Below are 20,092 nucleotides of genomic sequence, written 5' to 3' on the forward strand. Positions count from 1 at the left end.
ATCCACCGGACGGAGCCTACGGCTCACTCAAGCTGGGGATCGCATTCTCATGCACGCTTTCATGCTTGACGCGCATCATGACATAGTCAGCATTCAAAATGGGAATGGTACCATCCAATGGATMTGCGCCAGCTTGAAGCGTTCGCCGCCGTCATATCCGCCGGGAGCATCACCGGCGCGGCGCGGCTGCTCGGCCGCTCGCAGCCAGCCCTGACCCGGCTGATCCAGGAGCTCGAGGAGACGCTGGGTTTCAGCGTGCTTCACCGCAGCGGCCCGCGCGTCACCCCCACCGAGCGCGGACTGCGCTTTCACCAGGAAGTCGAGCCCGTCATCACCTGGCTTCGGCAGCTGCGCGAGCGTGCGGAGGCCATCGCCGCCGACAAGCCGCGCTCGCTCGAGATCGCGGCGATCGCCTCCTTCGCCGCCGGCATGCTGCCCGCAGCCCTGGCGCGGCTCGGCCAGGATGCCTTGCCGGAACAGGTCCATATTCGTGCGGCGCTGGCCGAGCAGGTCGTCCAGTCGGTCGCGACCCATGTCGCCGAGATCGGCGTGACCAGCCTGCCGGTCGATCACCCCGCCCTCGAAATCCACTGGATCGGCGAAGCACCTTGCGTGGCCGCTATCCGCGCCGACGACCCTCTTGCCGCGTCCGGCACGATTCCGCTCGCCTCGATCGAGGGGCGGCGCCTGATCACGATGGCCAACCCATTCCGCTGGCGCAGACGTGTCGACGTCKCCCTCGAGCAGGTTGGCGTCAGGCCGGCCTCGGTCCTCGATGCCAATACCTCCAACACGGCGCTGATGGCCGCGCGCGCCGGCCTCGGCATCGCGATCCTCGAACCGGTGATCGCCTATGGCATGCCGCTCGAGGGCGTCGCGATCCGCAAGCTCGACGTGCCCATCTCCTTCTTCTGGGGCGTGGTCACGCCCTATGGCCGTCCGTTGACGCCCCTCGTCGAAGGTCTCGTCGGCGCGCTGGAGGCCCTCGCCCGCGAGACGCTGCCCGGCTTCGTCAAACACCCTCCCACGGCACGTGACCGACTCCTGGCCGATATCTTCGGCCCGGCCCCAGTCGCAGCCAGAGCAATCGGAAGAACGGCATGAATGCCGCATTGCCGGCCCCGATGGGCCTCCCCGCATTGGAGCAACGCCTCCGTCAGGACCTTGAATGGCTGGAATGGCCGGCGAAGGACTGGGTGCCGCAGCGCGCGTTCAACGGCCAGCGTGTTCGCGACGTCGTCGTGATCGGAGCCGGCATGTGCGGCTTGGCAGCCTCGGCCGCGCTCAAGGGGCTCGGCCTCTCCAACGTGACCGTTATCGACCGCGCCCCCGCCGGCCAGGAAGGCCCCTGGGTGACCTATGCACGTATGGAAACGCTGCGTTCGCCCAAGCAGCTCACCGGCCCCGCACTCGGCCTGCCCGCACTGACCTTCCGCGCCTGGTATGAGGCGCAGTTCGGCCGCACGACGTGGGACGCCCTCGGCAAGATCCCGCGCGGCCTGTGGATGGACTACCTCGTCTGGTACCGGCGCGTGCTGAGCCTCCCGATCGCGAACGCGACCTCGCTCGACGCGGTGACGCCGCTGGCCGACGACATCCTGGCCCTCGACATCTCGGATGCTGAGGGAACACGCACCATCTTCACGCGGCATCTGGTGCTTGCCACCGGACGCGATGGGCTGGGCGGCCCCTGGGTGCCACCGATCGCACATGGCATCGACCGCAAATTCTGGGCCCATAGCGCGGACGATATCGACTTTGCGGCATTGAAAGGCCTGCGGGTCGGCGTGATCGGCGCCGGCGCCTCGGCCATGGACAATGCGGCGACCGCGCTGGAGCATGGCGTTGCCAGTCTCGATCTTATCGTGCGTCGCAAGGATCTGCCGCGGATCAACAAGTTCACCGGCATCGGCAGCCAGGGCGTGGTGCATGGCTTCGCGGGGCTGCCGGACGACTGGAAATGGCGCTTCCTCGACTACGCGCTGAAGGCGCAGACCCCGCCGCCGCGCGACAGCACCTTGCGGGTCTCGCGCCATGCCAATTCCCGCTTCCATCTCGGCAGCCCGCTGCTCGATCTCGCGGAGCAGGATGGCCATATCGTGCTGACCACGTCGAAGGGCGTGCATCATCTCGACTTCCTGATCTTCGCGACCGGCTTCTCGGTCGATCCCGCGCAGCGGCCGGAACTCTCAGCGGTCGCGCCCTTCATCCGCTTCTGGAAGGATCGCTATACGCCGCCGCCAGGGAGCGACAGCGCCGAGTTGCTGCACGCGCCCGATCTCGGCCCCGCCTTCGAATTTCAGGAGAAAGTGCCGGGCACCTGCCCGGCCCTCTCGCGCATACACTGCTTCAACTATCCCGCGATGCTGAGCCACGGAAAGCTCTCGGGCGACATTCCGGCGGTCAGCGACGGCGCCGAGCGGCTGGCCCGCGGCATCGCCCGCGCACTCTTCGTCGCCGATCGCGAGACGCATTACCGGGCCTTGATGGCCTACGACACGCCCGAACTGCTCGGCGACGAATGGCAGGATGCGGACACCGAGCTGGAGGCCAGCCATGCCGGCAGGTGAGCGCCCGCTGGTCGAGGCCTTCTACGGCATCTCCTCGCCCTGGGCCTATTTCGGCGCGCCCAGGCTCTACGACATCGTCGAACGCACAGGCGCGCGTCTCCGGCTACGGCCGATCCGGATCATCGAAGCGAATGGTGGCATTCCGCTCAGGACCCGCCCCGATCCACGTCAGGCCTATCATGCGGTCGAACTCGACCGCTGGCGCCGCCATCTCGGCATGAAACTCAACCTGAAGCCGCGCTTTTACCCGTGCCGGACGATCGAACTGGCGGCACAGGCCGTGATCACCATCGACCGCGCCGGCCTCGATGCGCGCAGCTTCTCCTTTGCCATCCAGCGCGCGCTCTGGGCGGAAGACCAGGATATTGCCGATCTCGATACGCTGAAGGCGATCGCCCGCGAAACGCTTGGCGAAGTCGCGGTACCGCTCGTCGCCAATCCCCAGCAGCCGACGATTATCGCGGCCTGGAACGACAATCTCGCTGAAGCCGAGCGTCTCGGCATCTTCGGCACTCCCACCTACGCCGTGAACGGGGAACTGTTCTGGGGCCAGGACAGGCTCGGGTTCGTCGAACGCGCATTGCTGACCACCTCTCCAACGCCTGCCCCAGCCCCTTGAAGGAGTCGACCATGAAGTCGTTGTCGATCGTTGCCGCACTAGGAACCGCGCTCCTCTTCACCGCAGCGGGCGCTCCGGCCCGTGCCGACTATCCGGACAAACCGATCGAGATGATCGTTGCCTTCGCGCCAGGCGGCGGGACAGACGTCGCCGCCCGCTCGATCGCCCGCTACATGGAGAAATATCTCGGTCCGGGCGCCCGTATCGGCGTCGTCAACAAGCCCGGTGCCGGCGGTGAGATCGGCTGGACTTCGGTCGCCCAGGGCAAGGCGGATGGCTACACGATCGGCTTCATCAACGCGCCGGCGATCAACGCGCTGGTGGTCGAGGGCAAGTCGAAGTTCAAGATGAGCGACTTCCAGCCCGTCGCCAATCTCGTCTACGATCCCGGTGTCCTGGTCGTTCCGAAGAACAGCCCCTATTCCTCATTGAAGGACCTGGTCGACGCAGCCAAGAAGGCCTCGGGCGCCGTCGTCATCGGCACCTCAGGCGCCAGCGGCTCCTCGGAGCATATCGCGCTCCTGAACTTCCAGCGCCTCGCCGATACCAAATTCACCCCCGCCTTCTTCGGCGGCACGGCACCGGTGCGCCAGGCCGTGCTCGGCGGCCATGTCCCGGCCGCGACGATGAATCTCAGCGAGGCCCTGCAGATCGCGCGCGAAGGCACCATCAAGGTCATCGGCGTGATGAGCGCCGAGCGCTCGTCGTATTTGCCTGATGCACCGACTTTCCGCGAAGGCGGCTATGACGTCGTCGTCGGCGCCTCGCGCGGCATCGCGGCCCCGAAGGGCATCCCGGCCGATGTCATCGCCAAGCTGGAAAAGGCGATCGACCAGGCGCTGAAGGACCCCGAATATCTCGATGCCGCCAAGAAGGCCGAGATTCCGCTGCAATATCTCGCCTCGTCAGACTTCAAAGCTTTCCTCGACCGCGCCTCGACCGATCTCGAGGCCACCTGGAAGGCAACCCCATGGAAGTGACGCCCGAGGCATCTGCCCCGCAGGGCCGGTCGCGAAGCCTCGCAGAAATCGGATTCGCCACCATTCTGGTGGCGACCTCCGTCACGGTGATCGCCACGGCCTCGACCTATCCTGCCGAGAGCGCGGCCTATCCGGTTGCGATCGGCATCGGCATGGCCGTGATCGGCTGCTGGATCGCCCTGCGCGAACTCCTCCGGCGGCAGCGGGGCAATCCGATGCAAGGCAGTTTCGCCGAGCACGCCCCTCGCCTCGCCGTCGGTATCGCGGCGCTTGTCGCCTATTTCGCGGCGGTCAGCCTCATCGGCTTCATCCTGCCGAGCCTCGCGCTCTGCGTGCTGCTGCCAGCCGCCGTCGGTTTCCAGCGCTGGCGCCTCTCGGCCATCGTCGCCGTGGTCTGCGTGGTCTCGATCCTGGCGATCTTCGTCTATGCGCTTGAACGTCCGATCCCGCCGGATGTCCTTTCCCCATTTCTGGGACGGCTGAGATGATCGACGCGCTCCTCCACGCCCTTCCGCTTGTCTTCGCCCCGATGAACATCCTTGCGATGTTCATCGGCCTGATCGCCGGTCTGATCGTCGGCTGCCTGCCGGGCCTGACCGTGGTGACCGGCCTTGCCGTGCTGATCCCGCTCACCTTCGGGCTCGATCCGATGTTTGCACTCGGCATGATGGCCGGTATGTACAATGGCGGTTCCTATGGCGGCGCCATTCCGGCCATCCTGATGCGGGTGCCGGGCACCCCGGCTTCGGTTGCGACCGTACTGGACGGCTACAAGATGACCCAGAAGGGTCAGGCAGCCTACGCGCTTCAGGTGGCGCTCCTGTCCGGCGTCATCGGCAGCGTCCTGTCCTCGATCTCGCTCATCCTGCTCTCGCCGCCGCTGGTTTCCTTCAGCCTCATGTTCGGGCCGATCGAGTATTTCTGGCTCGGCATTCTTGGTCTTGCGACAGTCTCGTCGCTGCTCGGCGACGATCTGCCAAAGGGGCTGATCGCCTGCGGCATCGGCCTGCTGATCGGCGCCGTCGGCCAGGATATCTCGAACGGCACCGAACGTTTCACCTTCGGCCAGCTCGACCTGCTCGACGGCTTCAGCGCCATCGTGCTGCTCACCGGGCTATTTGCGGTGCCGCCCGTGCTGCAGATCATCGAGGAGGCGGTGAAGACCGGCATGAGCGGCGACAAGCTCAAGCTGCATCGCCAGGGTTCGGCCCTCAGCCAATGGCGCTTCTTCACGCCGGTCTGGATCCGCAGCTCGATCATCGGCATCATCATCGGCATCCTGCCGGGCGCGGGCGGCAGCATGTCGTCCTTCCTCGCCTATAACGAGGCCAAGCGTGTCGCCCGCAATCCGGAAACCTTTGGCCATGGCAATCCGGAAGGCGTCGCAGCCTCCGAATGCGGCAATGGTGCCGACAACGCCGCCTCGCTGATCCCGGCGCTGGCGCTCGGCATTCCGGGCTCCGGCGTCGCCGCCGTCATCCTCGGCGGCCTGCTCGTGCACGGCCTCAGGCCCGGCCCGCAGCTCTTCCGCGAGCATCCGGACATCGTCTACGGCTTCATGCTGCAATTCCTGGTGACGTCGTTCCTGCTCGCCATCGTCGGCGGCCTGGCTGCAACGCGGATCTTCGGCCAGGTGCTGCGGCTGCCGCGCATCGTGCTCGCGCCGGTGATCCTGCTCTTCGTCACCGTCGGCGTCTATTCGGTCAACAACTCGCTGTTCGACCTCTGGGTGCTGCTCGGCGTCGGGCTGATCGGCTATGTGCTGGAGCGGCTGGACTATCCGAGCGCCCCGATCGTGCTCGGCCTGCTGCTCGGCCCGATGATCGAGAGCCAGCTCCGGCTCGCCTTGACCATCTCCGGCGGCAAGACGACGGCGCTGCTCTCGACCCCGATCGCCGTGACGCTCGCCCTGCTGAGCGCCGCCATCCTGCTGACTCCGGCCTGGCGGATGTGGCGCGAGCGCGGCAAGGCGCCCCTCGTCGAGGGGGCGGAGAGCCGTTGGGCGCCGTTTCGGCGCCTAGCTTCGAGAGTACATGCGAGCCCGGTTCAGGTTGCATCCTGAGCCGGGCTCGCTTCTTCTCGGATGGGCCGACCCGATTCAGGCCCTGCATGAATGTCCTGATCGCGAGATAGCAGGCAGATCGACATTATCCGCTTGAACCTGCAGCCACTCCAGGTCCTACAAGCCTTGCCTCTGAAATAACCAGCCGGAGGCAGAGATGGTCTCATTCAAACGAATCCGCGTCGTCACGCTCGGACAGCCGTGATGCATCGTCATCTCGGACGAGCCCTGCTTTGGGCAGCGCTGGCCTTCGCTCTCGATCAGGTCACGAAATGGCTGATCCTCGATTTCGTCATGGTGCCCCCACGCCCGATCGAGATCGCCCCGTTCCTGAATCTGCGCCTTGGCTTCAATTACGGCGTCAGCTTCGGGCTGTTTCCGCGACACGCTCGAGGCCTGGCCGGATTTGCTGGCCGGAGGCGCACTCGGCAATGCACTCGATCGCTGGCGGCAGGGCGCCGTCACGGATTTCATCGACCTGCATTACCAGGGCTGGCACTGGCCGACCTTCAACGGAGCCGATATCGCCATTTCGGCAGGGGTCGGACTGATGCTGCTCGCCGCCCTTCCGAGCGCTCAGCCGGCGCCGAAGCCGCGCACGTAAGCGTGATCGGGGCTTGATCCTGCTCCGGGGTCAGCCTGTAGGAAAGCGTTAACCTCGCTTCTTCACCTCCTGTCAGCCTTGATCATCCACGCTTCCCCGCATGTCCGCACGTCAACCTCGCCCGCTCCTCGGTCTCGCCCTCGCATTGGCGCTCGGTGCCGTTGCGCTGAGCGGCTGTGTCAGCGGCGAAGGCGACACACGCCATCTCCAGCCTCTGCCGGCCCGTCTCGTGGCCGAGATGTCGGGCAAGGGCATGACGCAGACCGACCCGATCCTGGTGCGCCTCTTCAAGCAGGAAAGCGAACTCGAAGTCTGGAAGCGGGATCGCAGCGGCCAGTACGCGTTGCTCAAGACCTATCCGATGTGCCGCTGGTCAGGGCAGCTCGGCCCCAAGAAGCGCGAAGGCGACCGGCAGGCTCCGGAAGGGTTCTACACCGTCACCCCGGACCTGATGAATCCGCGTTCGCAGTTCTACCTGTCCTTCAATCTCGGCTACCCCAACGCTCTCGAGCAGGCGCAGGGCTATACCGGCTCGGCCCTGATGGTGCATGGCGCCTGCACCTCGGCCGGCTGCTACGCGATGACGGATGAGGGCGTCACCGAAATCTACGGCCTGGCGCGCGAGGCCTTTGCAGGCGGACAGCGCAGCTTCCAGGTCCAGGCACTGCCCTTCCGCATGACGCCGCAGAACATGGCCCGGCATCGCAGCAACCCGAACATCGCCTTCTGGCGCAATCTCAAGGAAGGCTCCGACCATTTCGAGGCGACACGGCAGCCGCCGGCGCTCGCCGCCTGTGGCCGCCGCTATGTCTTCAATCCCGGCGCGGGATCTCGGCCCTTCAGCCCCGATGCGCCCTGCCCTGCCTATGAGGTCGAGCCGACCATCGCCGCGGTCGTGGCGCAGCGCCAGGCCCGCGACGAGCAGCGCTTTGCCGAACTGGTCGGCCATGGCGTCCCAGCGATGAGCTACGCCTATCTCGATGGCGGCATGCACAAGAGCTTTCGCAGCCTCCTGCAGAAACTCGGGCCGGAACGGATGCAGACCATGGTCGCCGGCAAGATCGAGATCAGCCGGCCGGAAGCTGCGCTGGCCGACCCGTACGGCGGCGACCAAGCCGCCGAGGTCGAGACCACGGCCTCTCTTGCCAAGCGATAATCCGGCGAACGCCCACAGACCCGACATCAAGCATGCAAGCTCTCAAGTTCATTCGCTATGGCGCCTGGCTCCTGGTCGGCGTCATCACCTTCGTCAGCGCCGCAATTCTGTTGGGGTGGTGGCAGGTTGACGGTCCAGGGCGCCCATCAACGGAGTTGGCGACGGGCCAGGGTGTCCCTCAGGTCGGTGGCTCCTTCTCGCTGATCGACCACAGGGGAAAATCCGTCACCGACGCCGATTTCCGCGGCAAGCCCATGGCGGTGTTCTTCGGCTTCACCCACTGCCCGGAGGTCTGCCCGACGACGCTGCTCGATATGACCAACTGGCTTTCCAGGCTCGGCCCCGACGCGGACAAGCTGCAGATCCTGTTCATCACGGTCGATCCGGAACGCGACACACCGGAGCAGATGGCGCTCTACCTGCAGTCCTTCGATCCCCGGATCGTCGGCCTCTCCGGCAGTCGCGAGCAGGTCGATGCCGCGATCGGCGCTTACAAGGCCTATGCCAAGCGCATCCCGACCGAGAGCAGCTACACCATGGACCACACCGCGTCAGTCTACCTGATGGACACGCAAGGCCGGTTCAAGACCATGATCGACTATCATGAGGACGAAGCCACCTCGCTCGCCAAGATCAGGCGGGTCCTCGGCTAATCCATGCGCGGAAGGCGCGTGGTCAAGAGCCGGATCATCAAGGAAAATCCCGGCCCCTTGCGCTATGCTGCCATCGTTCCGATTCCGGGAAAGCGCCAGCGACCATGTCAGACAGCGACAGCCAGGACAGCGTCATTACGACGGGCCTGACCGTCCGGCTTTACGATGCGCTTTCACAGGCCATCGTCGCCGGTGAACTTGCGCCCGGCGAGAAGCTGAGCGAACCCGTCATCGCGCGGCGCTACGGCGCCAGCCGGGCGCCTGTGCGCGAAGCGATCCGCCGCCTCCAGGAGCGCGGGCTCGTCACCTATGTCGCCAATCAAGGCGTGCGCGTCGCCGAGCCCAGCGCCGCGGAGTTCCTCGCGCTGCTCGATGTGCGCGAGGCCACCGAGGGTATGGCCGCCCGCCTCGCCGCCGAGAATATGAGCGATGCGGAGATCAGGGCACTCGAAGAACTCGTGGCCGGCCATCGCGACGAGATCGAGCGCAATCCGCTCGGCGCCTATCTGCAGGACGAGCCCGAGGCGGATTTCCATCGGCGCATAGCCAACGGCAGCGGCAATCCGATCCTCGCCGAATTGCTGTGCGAGCAGTTCTATCCGCGGCTGCGCCTGTGCCGGCGTCTGCATTCGACCGTTCGGGGGCGTGGGCGCGAGGCCTGGCGCGAACATGTGCGCATCACCGAAGCTATCAGCCATCGCGACGGCGAGCTGGCCGAGATCCTGATGCGGCGACACATCCGCGCCGCCAGGACTGCCCTGCAGGCGGCGCTGTCCGCGGCCGAGGCGATCCGGCCGGCAAAGCGCCGCGCCGGAGCCAGCGACTAGCGCTCAGCCGGTGGAAATCGCGGGCTCGGTCTTCGGCCGCGACCGAAGCCGGACCAGGATCGGCGGTACGACCAGCACGAGAAGCGCGATGGAGAGCAGCGTCGTGGCGATTGGCGTGCTGACCAGCACGCCCCAGTCACCTTGGCTGACCGCAAGCGCACGCCGCAGCTGGATTTCGGCCTGCGGCCCGAGGATCAGACCGATCAGCACGGGCGCGATCGGGAAATCATAGACCCGCGCCACATAACCGATGAGTCCGAGGCCGCACATCAGCAGCAGGTCCATCCAGGAGGTCGACAGCCCCCAGACGCCGACCAGCGCGAAGACGACGATGCCGCCATAGATATAGTGCCGTGGGATCAGCAGTAGGCGCACCCAGATGCCGACCAGCGGCAGGTTGAGCACGAGCAGGATCAGATTGCCGATATAGAGAGACGCAATCAGGCCCCAGAGCAGATCGGGATTGGTCGCAAACAGCATCGGTCCGGGCTGCAGCCCGTAGTTCTGGAAGGCGGCGAGCAGCACCGCGGCCGTCGCCGTCGAAGGCAGGCCGAGCGTCAGCAACGGCACGAGAATGCCGGCTGCGGCCGCATTATTGGCGGCTTCCGGGCCGGCGACACCCTCGATCGCACCATGTCCGAACTCCTTCGGATGCTTGCTCAGGCGGCGCTCCAGTGCATAGGACAGGAAGGTCGGGATCTCCGTGCCGCCTGCCGGCAATGCGCCGATCGGAAAGCCGATGACGCTGCCCCGCAGCCACGGTTTCCAGGAACGTGCCCAGTCCTGCCGGGTCATCCAGCTCCCGCCCGATAGCGGGTTGATCGCCTCCGGCACGGAGCCGCTGCGGCTAGCCACATAGAGCGCCTCGCCGATCGCAAAAAGCGACACGAGCACGACGGTGAAGGAGACGCCATCGAGCAGTTCGAGCGTTCCGAAGACCATGCGTGTCTGCCCGGTCTGGGTGTCGATGCCGATCGTGCCCAGCGCCAGGCCGAAGAACAGAGCGGTGAAGCCACGCACCATCGACCGGCCCATCACCACGGCCACCGAGGTGAAGGACAAGACCATCAGGGCGAAATAGTCCTCCGGCCCGAAGACGAAGGCGAGTTCCGCGATTGCCGGCGCAAGAAAGGTCAAGGCCAGCGTGCCGATCGTACCCGCGACGAAGGAGCCGATCGCCGCCGTCGCGAGCGCAGCTGCGCCGCGCCCATTGCGAGCCATGCGGTTGCCTTCGAGCGCAGTCATCACCGCCCCACTCTCGCCGGGCGTGTTGAGCAGGATCGAGGTCGTCGAACCACCATAGAGGGCGCCGTAGAGGATGCCGGCGAACATGATGAAGGCCGAGGCGGGCGCGACCTGCGTCGTGACCGGCATCAGCAGCGCGATGGTCAGCGCCGGCCCGATCCCGGGAAGCACGCCGACGGCGGTACCGAGCGCGCAACCGATCAGCGCCCAGAACAGGTTCATCGGCTGCAGCGCGACGGCAAATCCGCCGATCAGCTGGCTCAGGATTTCCATGACTTCACCCAAGCAATGGCAGGAAGGGGCCAAGGCTGATGCCGAGGCGGGAGAAGCCGAACCACGCGACGCTGCCGAGCGTCGCTCCGACCGCGAGGTCGAGCCCGGTCCGGCGCGAGCCGAAGGCATGGGTCACCAGGGTGAAGGCAAGCATCGCGGTCAACGGGAAGCCGAGCCAGCGGATCGTCAGGAGCGGGATGCTCACCCCTGCCAGCGCGAGCAGGAAGGCCGAACGCGAAGGGGGCGCCTCCTCCTCCCCGTCTGGCGACGCGACGAGATCCCCACGTCTCGCCTGGGCGATCAGGACCACGCCAAGGACGGTCAGCCCGATTCCGACCGCCAGGATGATGGCCGCCGGCCCGACTCCGATATAGTTCGTGGTCGAGGCAATGCCGCGTGCACCGTTGAGCCACAGTGCCCCCATCGCGAGCACGCAGAGCCCCAGCCACCATGGCCGCGGCTTGCGGGGCGCATCCTGTCTGCTTGGATTGACCGACATCGTTCGGGCTCCTCGAGAACACGCGTCGGGACCGGCGCGCAACCATCGGTCACGCGCCGGTCCGGCAGGCCGTCATTTCAGGATGCCGACTTCCTTGAGCGCGCTCGACCAGCTCGCATCCTCTGCCTTGAGGAAGGCAGCGAACTGGTCACCCGGGAGATAGGCGTCTTCCCAGCCCTGGGTCTTCAGGGTTTCCTTCCAGACCGGGGTCTGGTGCAGCTTGGCGAAGCGCTCGAGCCAGGTCTTCTTGGCTGCCTCGCTCATGCCCGGCGCGCCGACGAAACCACGCCAGTTGCCGATCTCGACCGGAATGCCGGATTCCTTCAGCGTCGGCGCATTGAGCCCGTCGACCCGCGTCGGGCCCGAGACCGMGATGATGCGGATACGACCGGTCTCCGCAAACTGACGGAATTCCGAGGCGCCGGAAATCGCTGCCTTGATCTTGCCGCCACCGAGAGCCGCCAGGATCTCTCCGCCCGAGAAGGATACGAAATTGATCTTCGCAACGGGAGCCCCGGCATGCTTGGCGAGCAGCGCCAGCATGACATGGTCCGCGCCACCGGCCGAACCGCCGCCGACCGAGAGCGCGCCGGGATCAGCCTTCATCGCGGCGATGAAATCCTGAGGCGTCTTGATCGGCGAATTCGCGGGGACGGCGATCGCGTTGTACTCATTGGTCAGGCGCAGCAGTGGAGTGGTGTCCTTCAGGGACACAGGCGTCTKATTGGTGATGACGCCGCCGACCATGATGACGCCCGTCACCAGGAGCGCGTTGTCGTCGCCCTTTGAGGTGCGGACGAATTCGGCAAGCCCGATCGTGCCGGCAGCGCCGCCCTTGTTGGTGAAGGACGCGCCATCGGTGAAGATCTTCGACTGCGCGAAAGCTGCCATCGTGTGGCGGCCGGCACCATCCCAGCCTCCACCCGGATTGGCCGGGATCATCACCTTGGCCGGCTCGGCAGTGGCCATGCCCGTGCTCAGGACCAGCGCCAGCGCGCCAGTCGTCATCAGACGCCTCAACATCTCGTTTCCTCCCGTGGGTTGCCGCCGCCTTGTCTGGCTGGTCGTGTCTTGCCGCGCGACGCGCGGAACTTGGTCGCCGGCCCCGCGCCGGCTCGCATGCTGGTCGTCAGGCGCTCCGCTCGTGCTGCGGCATGGCTTCCGGCGTGATGGTCGCCACGATCGAGGCATCCAGCGCCTCGTAGTCATGGAGCCCGATGGTCGCGTAGAGTTCGGCGCGGGTCTGCATCTGCTCGACCATGCCATGAGTGCCGCCATCGCGAGCCAGCGCGGCGTAGAGCCGCTCCTGCGCCTTGTTGGCGACCCGCAGCGAGGAGACGGGCCAGATCACCATGCGGTAGCCCATCGCCTCGAACTCGGAGGCGGTGAAGAACGGCGTGCGTCCGAACTCGGTCATGTTGGCGAGCAGCGGCACGCCCGGCACACGGCGCGCGAACTCCCTGAACATCTCGGCGGTGGTCAGCGCCTCCGGGAAAATCGCGTCGGCACCGGCCTCGAGATAGAGCTTTGCGCGTGCGACCGCGCCCTCCATGCCCTCGCTCGCCGCGGCATCGGTGCGGGCGATGACGTAAAGATGCCGGCGGGCCTTCACCGCAGCCGCGACCTTTGCCGCCATGTCATGGGCGTCGGCGAGCTTCTTGTCGTTGAGATGGCCGCATTTCTTCGGCAGTAACTGGTCTTCGATATGGACCGCGCCCGCGCCCGCGTCCTCGAAGGCGCGAACCATGTTCATGACGTTGAGGGCCTCGCCATAGCCGGTGTCGCCGTCGACCAGCACCGGCAAACCGCTGGCTCGCGCCACCTGCCGGATGAAGAAGGCAACCTCGTCGACGGTGATGATGCCGAGATCGGGCAGCCCCATCGAAGCCGTCATTGCCGCGCCCGAGAGATAGAGCGCCTCGAAACCGGCGGCCTTCGCCTGCAGGGCCGCCATGCCGTTATGGCTGCCCGGCAACCGGAGGATGCCACCCTGCCCGACCAGCGCGCGAAAGCGCTCGCCGGCCGGCTGCGAAGGACAATCGGAGGCAACGAGATAGGGCATGGGGCCTCAGTTCGCGTAGAGGTCGACGTAGTCGTGAACCGGCATGGCTTCGAGCCGCGCCTGATCGAGCGAGACATCGAGAATCTGGCGCTGGCGTTTCTCGACAAAGCGGCGTGCGAGATTGGTGCGGAACTTGGCCTCGAGCAGCGGGATGCCGTCGGAGCGGCGGCGCTTGTGGCCGATCGGGTATTCCACCACCAGTTCGGGCAACACCGTGCCGTCCTTCAGCGTGATGGTCATCGCGTTGGCGATCGAGCGCTTTTCCGGATCATGATAATCGCGGGTGAAAGCAGGATCCTCGACGCATTCGATCTTGTCCCGGAGCGCGTCGATGCGCGGATCGGCGGCAATATCGTCTTCGTAATCGCCTGCGGTGAGACGCCCGAAGATCAGCGGCACGGCGACCATGTATTGGAGAGTGTGGTCGCGGTCGGCCGGGTTATGCAGCGGCCCGCGTTTGTCGATGATCCGGATGCAGGCCTCGTGCGTGCGGACGCGGATCGAAGCGATGTCGTCGCTGCTGCGCCCGATCTTTTGGAGATGAGCCTGCAGCGTCATCGCCGCTTCGACTGCCGTCTGCGCATGAAACTCGGCCGGATAGGAAATCTTGAACAGCACATGCTCCATGACATAGGAGCCGTAAGGCCGCTGGAACTTGAATTCCTGGCCGCGGAACGAGGCGTCGTAGAAGCCCCAGGTCTTCGCCGTCAGGACCGAGGGATAGCCCATCTCGCCGGTCCGGGCGATCAGGGCGAGCCTCACTGCCCGGCTCGTCGCATCACCGGCCGCCCAGCTCTTGCGCGAGCCGGCATTCGGTGCGTGGCGATAAGTTCGCAGGGCCTGTCCATCGACGAAGGCAAGCGACAGCGCATTGACGATCTCGTCGCGGTTCAGGCGGAGCAGCCCTGCGACCACTGCCGTCGAAGCGACCTTGACCAGAATGACATGGTCGATCCCCACCTTGTTGAACGCATTTTCCAGCGCGAGACAGCCCTGGATCTCATGKGCCTTGATCATCGCGGTCAGCACGTCGCGCATGGTCAGCGGCGGCCGTCCGGAGGCAACCGCGGTCCGTGACAGCCAGTCGGCCACAGCCAGGATGCCGCCGAGATTATCCGACGGATGGCCCCATTCCGCCGCGAGCCAGCAATCATTGAAATCGAGCCAGCGGATCATCGTGCCGATATTGAACGCGGCCTGGACCGGATCGAGCTGATAGGGCGTGCCGGGCACGCGCGCGCCGTTCGGGACCACGGTCCCCGGCACGACCGGGCCGAGCAGCTTGGTGCAGGCAGGGTATTCCAAGGCCTCGAGCCCGCAGCCGAGCGTGTCGAGCAGGCAGTTGCGGGCGGTCTCGTATGCCAGCGAACTGTCGACACGATAGTTCAGGACGTAATCGGCGATATCGACGAGCACGCCATCCGGAGCGGGGCGTTCATTGTTGTTGAATCGAGCCATGGACGGGCATTTCCTCACGCCGATCCGGCTGGTCGCCTAGCGCCGCCGGAGAATTATTGTCGACATATGTTTCATGCAGTCGACTGGAAGGCAAGCTTCAGCCGCCAAATAATGAAATACTGTCGACAATAATCGAGCGAGCTCCCGTGGCTTCTCCGCTGGCGCTCTCCGTCTTGGCTGAGCGTTTCCTGGTCCGCGCCCATCTCCACATCACCAGGCGAGTGCTCCAAGTCGACATGAGGGAGCCGGCGTAAGATTCAGGGAAATCTGACGAATCAGAGCAGGATGAAGCCGCAGCGATTGCGGCTGCATCGAAGCCCTCAGGGCCGTTTCGGGATCTCGAGTCCGCGCTGAACGGCAGGGCGTGCGAGCCCACGCTCCAGCCAGGCCGGCACATGCTTCAGGCTGGAATAGTCGACGAGTTCGCCCGCACCATAGAATCCAACGAGGTTGCGGACCCACCCCAGCAGGGAGATGTCGGCGATGGTGTAGGCATCACCCATGATCCAGTCGCGACCGGCGAGACGCGTCTCGATCACGCCGAGCAAACGCTTGCTCTCGGCCGCGTAGCGGTCACGCGGACGCTTGTCCTCGTATTCGCGCCCGGCGAACTTATGGAAGAATCCGAGTTGACCGAACATCGGCCCGACCGCAGCCATCTGGAAGAACACCCACTGGATGGTCTCGTAGCGCTCCGCCAGATCGGACGGCAGGAACTTGCCTGCTTTCTCCGCGAGATAGATCAGGATCGCCCCTGACTCGAACAGGCCGATCGGCTTGCCGCCCGGGCCATTGGGATCGATGATCGCGGGGATCTTGCCATTCGGATTGAGGGACAGGAATTCCGCAGTCCAGGTCTCGTTCTGCCCGATATTGATCGTATGCGGCTCATAGGGCAGCCCGGTCTCCTCCAGCATGATCGACACCTTCACGCCATTCGGCGTCGGCAACGAATAGAGCTGGATGCGGTCGGGATGCTGGGCCGGCCAGCGCTGGGTTATCGGGAAGGCAGAAAGATCGGACATCCGGGGCTCCATAGGCTCGAATCAGGCGCCCGGTGAACGGATTCCCGCGGCACTGCGCGACCCTACCCAGATTCCCCTGGTGTCACTGCGACGATTTCGTGAGCTGTTACCAGGTCCGTCCCCGCATCCTGACCCGTTCGAGCGCAAAGCCCCGCTGCTCCATGGCCACCTGGTCCTGCGCCCAGACGGCAGAGGGCTCGAGTTCGAGCGCGATGGCCGGAAGATTGAGCTCTCCGGCGAGAGTATTGGCGAAACGCATCAGGGCATCGATCAGGACGGTCCCGGGCAGGCGCACCGAGGCCAGTTCGGAGACATTGAGCGTCGCCTCCCGGGAAAGCGGCTGGGCGATCTCATAAGCGAAGATCCCGTGGATGCAGCGACGCCGGTCATACAGAGCAATCAGGCCGCGCTCCTGGCCTGTCTCCTTGTCGTAGCGGCGTAAGTAAGCCGCCCAGTCACTGATACTGAGGCCCGGATTCGCCATCGCCATCAATGCATAGGCTGCCTGTGCCTGCTGCGATGTGACGCGTACCGCCTCGAAAATATCTTCCATTACGATTGCCGAACTGCTGAGCGGAGATATGTCAGCAGAGTTGAACACCCAATCGTCTGCATTGATGCAGATCAAKGAGCGCCCTCGCCGTCCCGGCTAGGGTTTGAATGACTGGGAACAAGGTGTGATGCTCCCTTGTTCACGGAGGTACGAACGCGTGGACTGCCAGCAGGCCGCTTGCGGCAACGATTCAAGACGGGACAGCGGATGCCTTGCCTGCAAGGTCCGCCTCGCGAGCGTGTGCGCGTCGCTATCCGTCGAGGAGCTCGAAGAGCTCAACGCTCTCTCCCATCACACCTCGTTCGATGCCAAGGAAACGGTCTTCGTTCAGGACCATCCCGCGCATTCGGTCTACAACATCGTCGAAGGCATGGTGCGGCTCTACAAGCTGCTGCCGGACGGACGCCGACAGATCATCGGCTTTGCGCTGCCGGGCGATTTCCTTGGATTGGCGATGCGCGATGCCTTCGGCTTTTCCGCCGATGCGGTCGACTCGGTCTCGGCCTGCGCCTTCTCGCGTTCGGCCTATGCCTCGCTGGTCAATGCCAAGCCGCATCTGCTGCGTCGCCTGCATGAGTTCGCCACCCATGAACTCACGCTGGCCCAGGAGCAGATGATGCTGCTCGGCCGCCGCAGCGCAGAAGAGCGGGTGATCTGCTTCCTGCTCACCATGCGCGACCGCTGGGCCAAGCTCGGCAAGCCGTCCGTGACCGTGCCGCTGCCGATGAGCCGCCAGGACATCGCTGATTTCCTCGGCCTGACGATCGAAACGGTGAGCCGCACCTTCACCAAGCTCGCCAAGGACAAGACGATCCTGATCGTGCCGGATGGCGTGCGCCTGCTCAACACCGACCATATGGAACTGGTCGCAGCGGCCTGATCGCAGTTCCCGCAGCTTGAAGGGCGCCGGTTGGACGGCGCCCTTGCTGATTCCGCAGCGCAACAAAGGAACCCTCCTCAGGTTGCGTTGATCTGCATCAAGGCCCGTCCCGCTCCGCTTCGCTAACGCTCTCGATTGGCAGCATTGATGCGCTGCAGCAAACGAGGGCTGGCCATGGCGGCGACAGGGTATCCGATCAGGCGCGCGACGACGGGAGAAATGGGAGGCCTCGTATTGGCGGCGGGCTGCGTGTTGCCGCTGCTCATCATCGCCGCCCTGACGCCCGATCCGGCCTATGCCTTCCATATCAGCCTTGCGGCGGTCGCCTCGCTCGTCGCGGTGTTCCTGATCGGCAATCGCTGCTTCAGTCCGGCGCCGAGCCCCGCGCCACAGGAGATCGACGGCAAGCCGAACTACAATATGGACCCGGTCAAGTTCGCGACCGTGGCCGCGATGGTCTGGGGCATCGCCGGGTTCACAGTCGGCCTGATCATCGCGCTTCAGCTCGCCTTCCCCGACCTGAATTTCGACCTGCCATGGACGAATTTCGGCCGGATGCGCCCGCTTCACACCTCGGCGGTGATCTTCGCCTTCGGCGGCAATGTGCTGATCGGCACGTCCTTCTATGTCGTGCAGCGCACCTCGCGTGCGCGTCTGKCCGGTGACATCGCGCCGTGGTTCGTCGTCCTCGGCTACAACTTCTTCATTGTGCTCGCCGGCACCGGCTATCTGCTCGGCATCACTCAGGGCAAGGAATACGCCGAGCCCGAATGGTATGCCGATCTCTGGCTGACCATCGTCTGGGTGGTCTATCTGCTGGTATTCCTCGCGACCTTGGCCAAACGCAAAGAGCCGCACATCTACGTGGCGAACTGGTTCTATCTTGGCTTCATCCTGACCATCGCCGTCCTGCATATCGGCAATAATCTGGCGCTGCCGGTCTCGATCCTCTCACCGAAATCCTATGTCGTCTGGTCCGGCGTCCAGGATGCGATGTTCCAGTGGTGGTACGGCCATAACGCGGTCGGCTTCTTCCTCACCGCCGGCTTCCTCGCGATCATGTACTATTTCGTGCCGAAGCGTGCCGGTCGCCCGGTCTACAGCTACCGTCTCTCGATCATCCATTTCTGGGCGCTGATCTTCCTCTACATCTGGGCCGGGCCGCACCACCTGCACTACACCGCCCTGCCCGACTGGGCGCAGACCCTCGGCATGACCTTCTCGATCATGCTCTGGATGCCCTCCTGGGGCGGCATGATCAACGGGCTGATGACGCTGTCAGGCGCCTGGGACAAGCTGCGCACCGACCCCGTGCTGCGCATGATGGTGGTCTCGCTCGCCTTCTACGGCATGTCGACCTTCGAAGGTCCGCTGATGTCGATCAAGGCAGTGAACTCGCTCTCGCACTACACCGACTGGACGATCGGGCATGTCCACTCCGGCGCGCTTGGCTGGGTCGCCTATATTTCCTTCGGCGCGATCTACTGCCTCGTGCCGTGGCTCTGGAACCGGCGTGAGCTGTATTCGCTGAAGCTCGTCAACTGGCACTTCTGGATCTCGACGCTAGGGATCGTCTTCTACATCTCGGCGATGTGGGTCTCCGGGATCATGCAGGGCCTGATGTGGCGCGCCTACACCTCGCTCGGCTTCCTCGAATACTCCTTCATCGAAACCGTGGCTGCGATGAAGCCCTACTACGTCATCAGGGCGCTCGGTGGCGGGCTCTTCCTGACCGGGGCGCTGATCATGGCCTTCAATCTCTGGATGACGGTCAGGCACGGCACGGTCGACGCCCCGAGCGATGACCATGCACTGCAGCCGCAGCTCGTCCCCGCGCAGTAAGGAACGCTCAGATGTCGAGCATTGAAAACCCGGCTCCGCGCAAGTCGCTCTGGCTCAAGCATAAGATCTTCGAGACCAACTCGATCATCCTGGTGATCGGCGTGCTGCTGGTCATCTCGGTCGGCGGTCTCGTCGAGATCGCGCCGCTCTTCTACCTCCGCAACACGATCGAGAAGGTCGAAGGCATGCGGCCCTATACGCCGCTGGAGCTCGCCGGCCGCGACATCTATGTCCGCGAGGGCTGCTACAACTGCCATAGCCAGATGATCCGGCCGCTGCGCGACGAGATCGAGCGCTATGGACCCTACTCGCTGGCAGCCGAGAGCATGTACGACAAGCCCTTCCAGTGGGGCTCGAAGCGGACCGGTCCGGATCTCGCCCGCGTCGGCGGCAAGTATTCCGACGAATGGCATCTCGGCCACCTCAACCAGCCGCGCGCGCTGGTGCCGCAGTCGATCATGCCGGGCTACCCCTTCCTGGCGAAAACCGAGCTTCGTTTCGGTGACATCGCCGATCACCTGCGCGCCAATCGCGGCGGCGGCGTGCCCTATACCGACGAGATGATCGCGCAAGCCGCGAGCGACCTCGAGGCCCAGGCCACGCCCGACCACCCCAAGGCGGCCGAACTCGAAGCGCGCTACCCCAAGGTCCAGATTCGCGATTTCGACGGCGATCCCAAGCGGGTCACCGAAGCCGATGCGCTGATTGCCTACCTGCAGGTCCTCGGCACGCTCGTCGACTTCAAGCTCTACGACACCAAGGCCAACATCCGTTGAGCGAGGGC

Annotated in this window: 20 protein-coding genes; 13 read left to right on the top strand and 7 right to left on the bottom strand. The window is 65.0% G+C overall.

Translation table 11 applies throughout. From position 1 onward, the window contains the following. The first annotated feature begins 117 nt into the window (after window positions 1–117). From AC1DIO_RS05975 to AC1DIO_RS06020, 10 genes are all read left to right on the top strand, one after another. Window positions 118–1,104: a LysR family transcriptional regulator gene (locus AC1DIO_RS05975; RefSeq protein ID WP_476853240.1), complete on the top strand. Its 987-nt coding sequence runs from the start codon at window positions 118–120 to the stop codon at window positions 1,102–1,104. Next, on the top strand, window positions 1,101–2,570 hold the full coding sequence (locus AC1DIO_RS05980) for an NAD(P)-binding domain-containing protein (RefSeq protein WP_441505864.1): 1,470 nt from the start codon (window positions 1,101–1,103) through the stop codon (window positions 2,568–2,570). Before AC1DIO_RS05975 ends, AC1DIO_RS05980 begins: the two co-directional genes overlap by 4 nt. Then, on the top strand, window positions 2,557–3,189 hold the full coding sequence (locus AC1DIO_RS05985) for a 2-hydroxychromene-2-carboxylate isomerase (RefSeq protein WP_441489838.1): 633 nt from the start codon (window positions 2,557–2,559) through the stop codon (window positions 3,187–3,189). The genes AC1DIO_RS05980 and AC1DIO_RS05985 overlap by 14 nt, the downstream gene beginning before the upstream one ends. Window positions 3,190–3,200: 11 nt before the next feature. Further along, window positions 3,201–4,169 (top strand): tripartite tricarboxylate transporter substrate binding protein, encoded by a 969-nt coding sequence (locus AC1DIO_RS05990; protein ID WP_441489837.1) that lies wholly within the window; start codon window positions 3,201–3,203, stop codon window positions 4,167–4,169. Continuing rightward, window positions 4,160–4,657, top strand: a complete 498-nt coding sequence (locus tag AC1DIO_RS05995) for a tripartite tricarboxylate transporter TctB family protein (RefSeq protein ID WP_441505865.1) — start codon at window positions 4,160–4,162, stop codon at window positions 4,655–4,657. Before AC1DIO_RS05990 ends, AC1DIO_RS05995 begins: the two co-directional genes overlap by 10 nt. Continuing rightward, on the top strand, window positions 4,654–6,231 hold the full coding sequence (locus AC1DIO_RS06000; RefSeq protein ID WP_476853241.1) for a tripartite tricarboxylate transporter permease: 1,578 nt from the start codon (window positions 4,654–4,656) through the stop codon (window positions 6,229–6,231). The genes AC1DIO_RS05995 and AC1DIO_RS06000 overlap by 4 nt, the downstream gene beginning before the upstream one ends. Window positions 6,232–6,574: 343 nt before the next feature. After that, window positions 6,575–6,835 (top strand): signal peptidase II, encoded by a 261-nt coding sequence (locus tag AC1DIO_RS06005; RefSeq protein WP_441505867.1) that lies wholly within the window; start codon window positions 6,575–6,577, stop codon window positions 6,833–6,835. A 100-nt stretch (window positions 6,836–6,935) separates the two neighbouring features. Beyond that, window positions 6,936–7,991 carry a L,D-transpeptidase family protein gene (locus AC1DIO_RS06010; RefSeq protein WP_441505868.1) on the top strand — a complete coding sequence of 352 codons (1,056 nt, stop codon included), beginning with the start codon at window positions 6,936–6,938 and terminating at the stop codon, window positions 7,989–7,991. Window positions 7,992–8,023: 32 nt separating this feature from the next. Then, window positions 8,024–8,644 carry an SCO family protein gene (locus tag AC1DIO_RS06015; protein ID WP_441505869.1) on the top strand — a complete coding sequence of 207 codons (621 nt, stop codon included), beginning with the start codon at window positions 8,024–8,026 and terminating at the stop codon, window positions 8,642–8,644. Window positions 8,645–8,748: 104 nt separating this feature from the next. After that, window positions 8,749–9,471 carry a GntR family transcriptional regulator gene (locus tag AC1DIO_RS06020; protein ID WP_441505870.1) on the top strand — a complete coding sequence of 241 codons (723 nt, stop codon included), beginning with the start codon at window positions 8,749–8,751 and terminating at the stop codon, window positions 9,469–9,471. A 3-nt stretch (window positions 9,472–9,474) separates the two neighbouring features. Here AC1DIO_RS06020 and AC1DIO_RS06025 read toward each other — a convergent pair whose 3' ends face one another. The 7 genes from AC1DIO_RS06025 to AC1DIO_RS06055 form a co-directional block, all read right to left on the bottom strand. Continuing rightward, window positions 9,475–10,989 (bottom strand): tripartite tricarboxylate transporter permease, encoded by a 1,515-nt coding sequence (locus tag AC1DIO_RS06025; protein ID WP_441505871.1) that lies wholly within the window; start codon window positions 10,987–10,989, stop codon window positions 9,475–9,477. Window positions 10,990–10,993: 4 nt separating this feature from the next. Continuing rightward, entirely contained in the window at window positions 10,994–11,488 is a 495-nt protein-coding gene (locus AC1DIO_RS06030) for a tripartite tricarboxylate transporter TctB family protein (RefSeq protein WP_441505872.1), read from the bottom strand. Between the two features lie 72 nt (window positions 11,489–11,560). Next, window positions 11,561–12,511, bottom strand: coding sequence for a Bug family tripartite tricarboxylate transporter substrate binding protein (locus tag AC1DIO_RS06035; protein ID WP_476853242.1), 951 nt, complete (start codon window positions 12,509–12,511; stop codon window positions 11,561–11,563). A gap of 106 nt (window positions 12,512–12,617) precedes the next feature. After that, window positions 12,618–13,550, bottom strand: coding sequence for a methylisocitrate lyase (gene prpB / locus AC1DIO_RS06040; protein ID WP_441505874.1), 933 nt, complete (start codon window positions 13,548–13,550; stop codon window positions 12,618–12,620). A 6-nt stretch (window positions 13,551–13,556) separates the two neighbouring features. After that, on the bottom strand, window positions 13,557–15,008 hold the full coding sequence (locus tag AC1DIO_RS06045; protein WP_441505875.1) for a bifunctional 2-methylcitrate dehydratase/aconitate hydratase: 1,452 nt from the start codon (window positions 15,006–15,008) through the stop codon (window positions 13,557–13,559). A 320-nt stretch (window positions 15,009–15,328) separates the two neighbouring features. After that, entirely contained in the window at window positions 15,329–16,033 is a 705-nt protein-coding gene (locus AC1DIO_RS06050) for a glutathione S-transferase N-terminal domain-containing protein (protein WP_441505876.1), read from the bottom strand. 106 nt (window positions 16,034–16,139) lie between these two features. Then, window positions 16,140–16,661, bottom strand: coding sequence for a hypothetical protein (locus AC1DIO_RS06055; protein ID WP_441505877.1), 522 nt, complete (start codon window positions 16,659–16,661; stop codon window positions 16,140–16,142). A 52-nt stretch (window positions 16,662–16,713) separates the two neighbouring features. Between AC1DIO_RS06055 and AC1DIO_RS06060 the strand changes: the two genes are divergently transcribed. The 3 genes from AC1DIO_RS06060 (at window position 16,714) to ccoO (ending at window position 20,084) form a co-directional block, all read left to right on the top strand. Beyond that, window positions 16,714–17,466 (top strand): helix-turn-helix domain-containing protein, encoded by a 753-nt coding sequence (locus tag AC1DIO_RS06060; protein ID WP_441505878.1) that lies wholly within the window; start codon window positions 16,714–16,716, stop codon window positions 17,464–17,466. Between the two features lie 174 nt (window positions 17,467–17,640). After that, window positions 17,641–19,308 (top strand): cytochrome-c oxidase, cbb3-type subunit I, encoded by a 1,668-nt coding sequence (ccoN, locus tag AC1DIO_RS06065; RefSeq protein ID WP_476853243.1) that lies wholly within the window; start codon window positions 17,641–17,643, stop codon window positions 19,306–19,308. A gap of 11 nt (window positions 19,309–19,319) precedes the next feature. Further along, on the top strand, window positions 19,320–20,084 hold the full coding sequence (gene ccoO, locus AC1DIO_RS06070; protein WP_441505880.1) for a cytochrome-c oxidase, cbb3-type subunit II: 765 nt from the start codon (window positions 19,320–19,322) through the stop codon (window positions 20,082–20,084). Window positions 20,085–20,092: the final 8 nt, after the last annotated feature.

The sequence above is a fragment of the Allobosea sp. 05T439 genome (genome assembly GCF_056396005.1).

What these genes read in the sequence shown, in the direction of transcription:
- AC1DIO_RS05985 (WP_441489838.1), top strand. Translation starts at nt 2,557, where the DNA reads ATGCCGGCAGGTGAGCGCCCGCTGGTCGAGGCCTTCTACGGCATCTCC.
- ccoO (WP_441505880.1), top strand. Translation starts at nt 19,320, where the DNA reads ATGTCGAGCATTGAAAACCCGGCTCCGCGCAAGTCGCTCTGGCTCAAG.
- AC1DIO_RS06025 (WP_441505871.1), bottom strand. Translation starts at nt 10,989, where the DNA reads ATGGAAATCCTGAGCCAGCTGATCGGCGGATTTGCCGTCGCGCTGCAG.
- AC1DIO_RS06030 (WP_441505872.1), bottom strand. Translation starts at nt 11,488, where the DNA reads ATGTCGGTCAATCCAAGCAGACAGGATGCGCCCCGCAAGCCGCGGCCA.
- AC1DIO_RS06060 (WP_441505878.1), top strand. Translation starts at nt 16,714, where the DNA reads ATGCTCCCTTGTTCACGGAGGTACGAACGCGTGGACTGCCAGCAGGCC.
- AC1DIO_RS06000 (WP_476853241.1), top strand. Translation starts at nt 4,654, where the DNA reads ATGATCGACGCGCTCCTCCACGCCCTTCCGCTTGTCTTCGCCCCGATG.
- AC1DIO_RS06020 (WP_441505870.1), top strand. Translation starts at nt 8,749, where the DNA reads ATGTCAGACAGCGACAGCCAGGACAGCGTCATTACGACGGGCCTGACC.
- AC1DIO_RS06010 (WP_441505868.1), top strand. Translation starts at nt 6,936, where the DNA reads ATGTCCGCACGTCAACCTCGCCCGCTCCTCGGTCTCGCCCTCGCATTG.
- AC1DIO_RS06015 (WP_441505869.1), top strand. Translation starts at nt 8,024, where the DNA reads ATGCAAGCTCTCAAGTTCATTCGCTATGGCGCCTGGCTCCTGGTCGGC.
- AC1DIO_RS05980 (WP_441505864.1), top strand. Translation starts at nt 1,101, where the DNA reads ATGAATGCCGCATTGCCGGCCCCGATGGGCCTCCCCGCATTGGAGCAA.
- AC1DIO_RS05995 (WP_441505865.1), top strand. Translation starts at nt 4,160, where the DNA reads ATGGAAGTGACGCCCGAGGCATCTGCCCCGCAGGGCCGGTCGCGAAGC.
- AC1DIO_RS05990 (WP_441489837.1), top strand. Translation starts at nt 3,201, where the DNA reads ATGAAGTCGTTGTCGATCGTTGCCGCACTAGGAACCGCGCTCCTCTTC.
- prpB (WP_441505874.1), bottom strand. Translation starts at nt 13,550, where the DNA reads ATGCCCTATCTCGTTGCCTCCGATTGTCCTTCGCAGCCGGCCGGCGAG.
- AC1DIO_RS06050 (WP_441505876.1), bottom strand. Translation starts at nt 16,033, where the DNA reads ATGTCCGATCTTTCTGCCTTCCCGATAACCCAGCGCTGGCCGGCCCAG.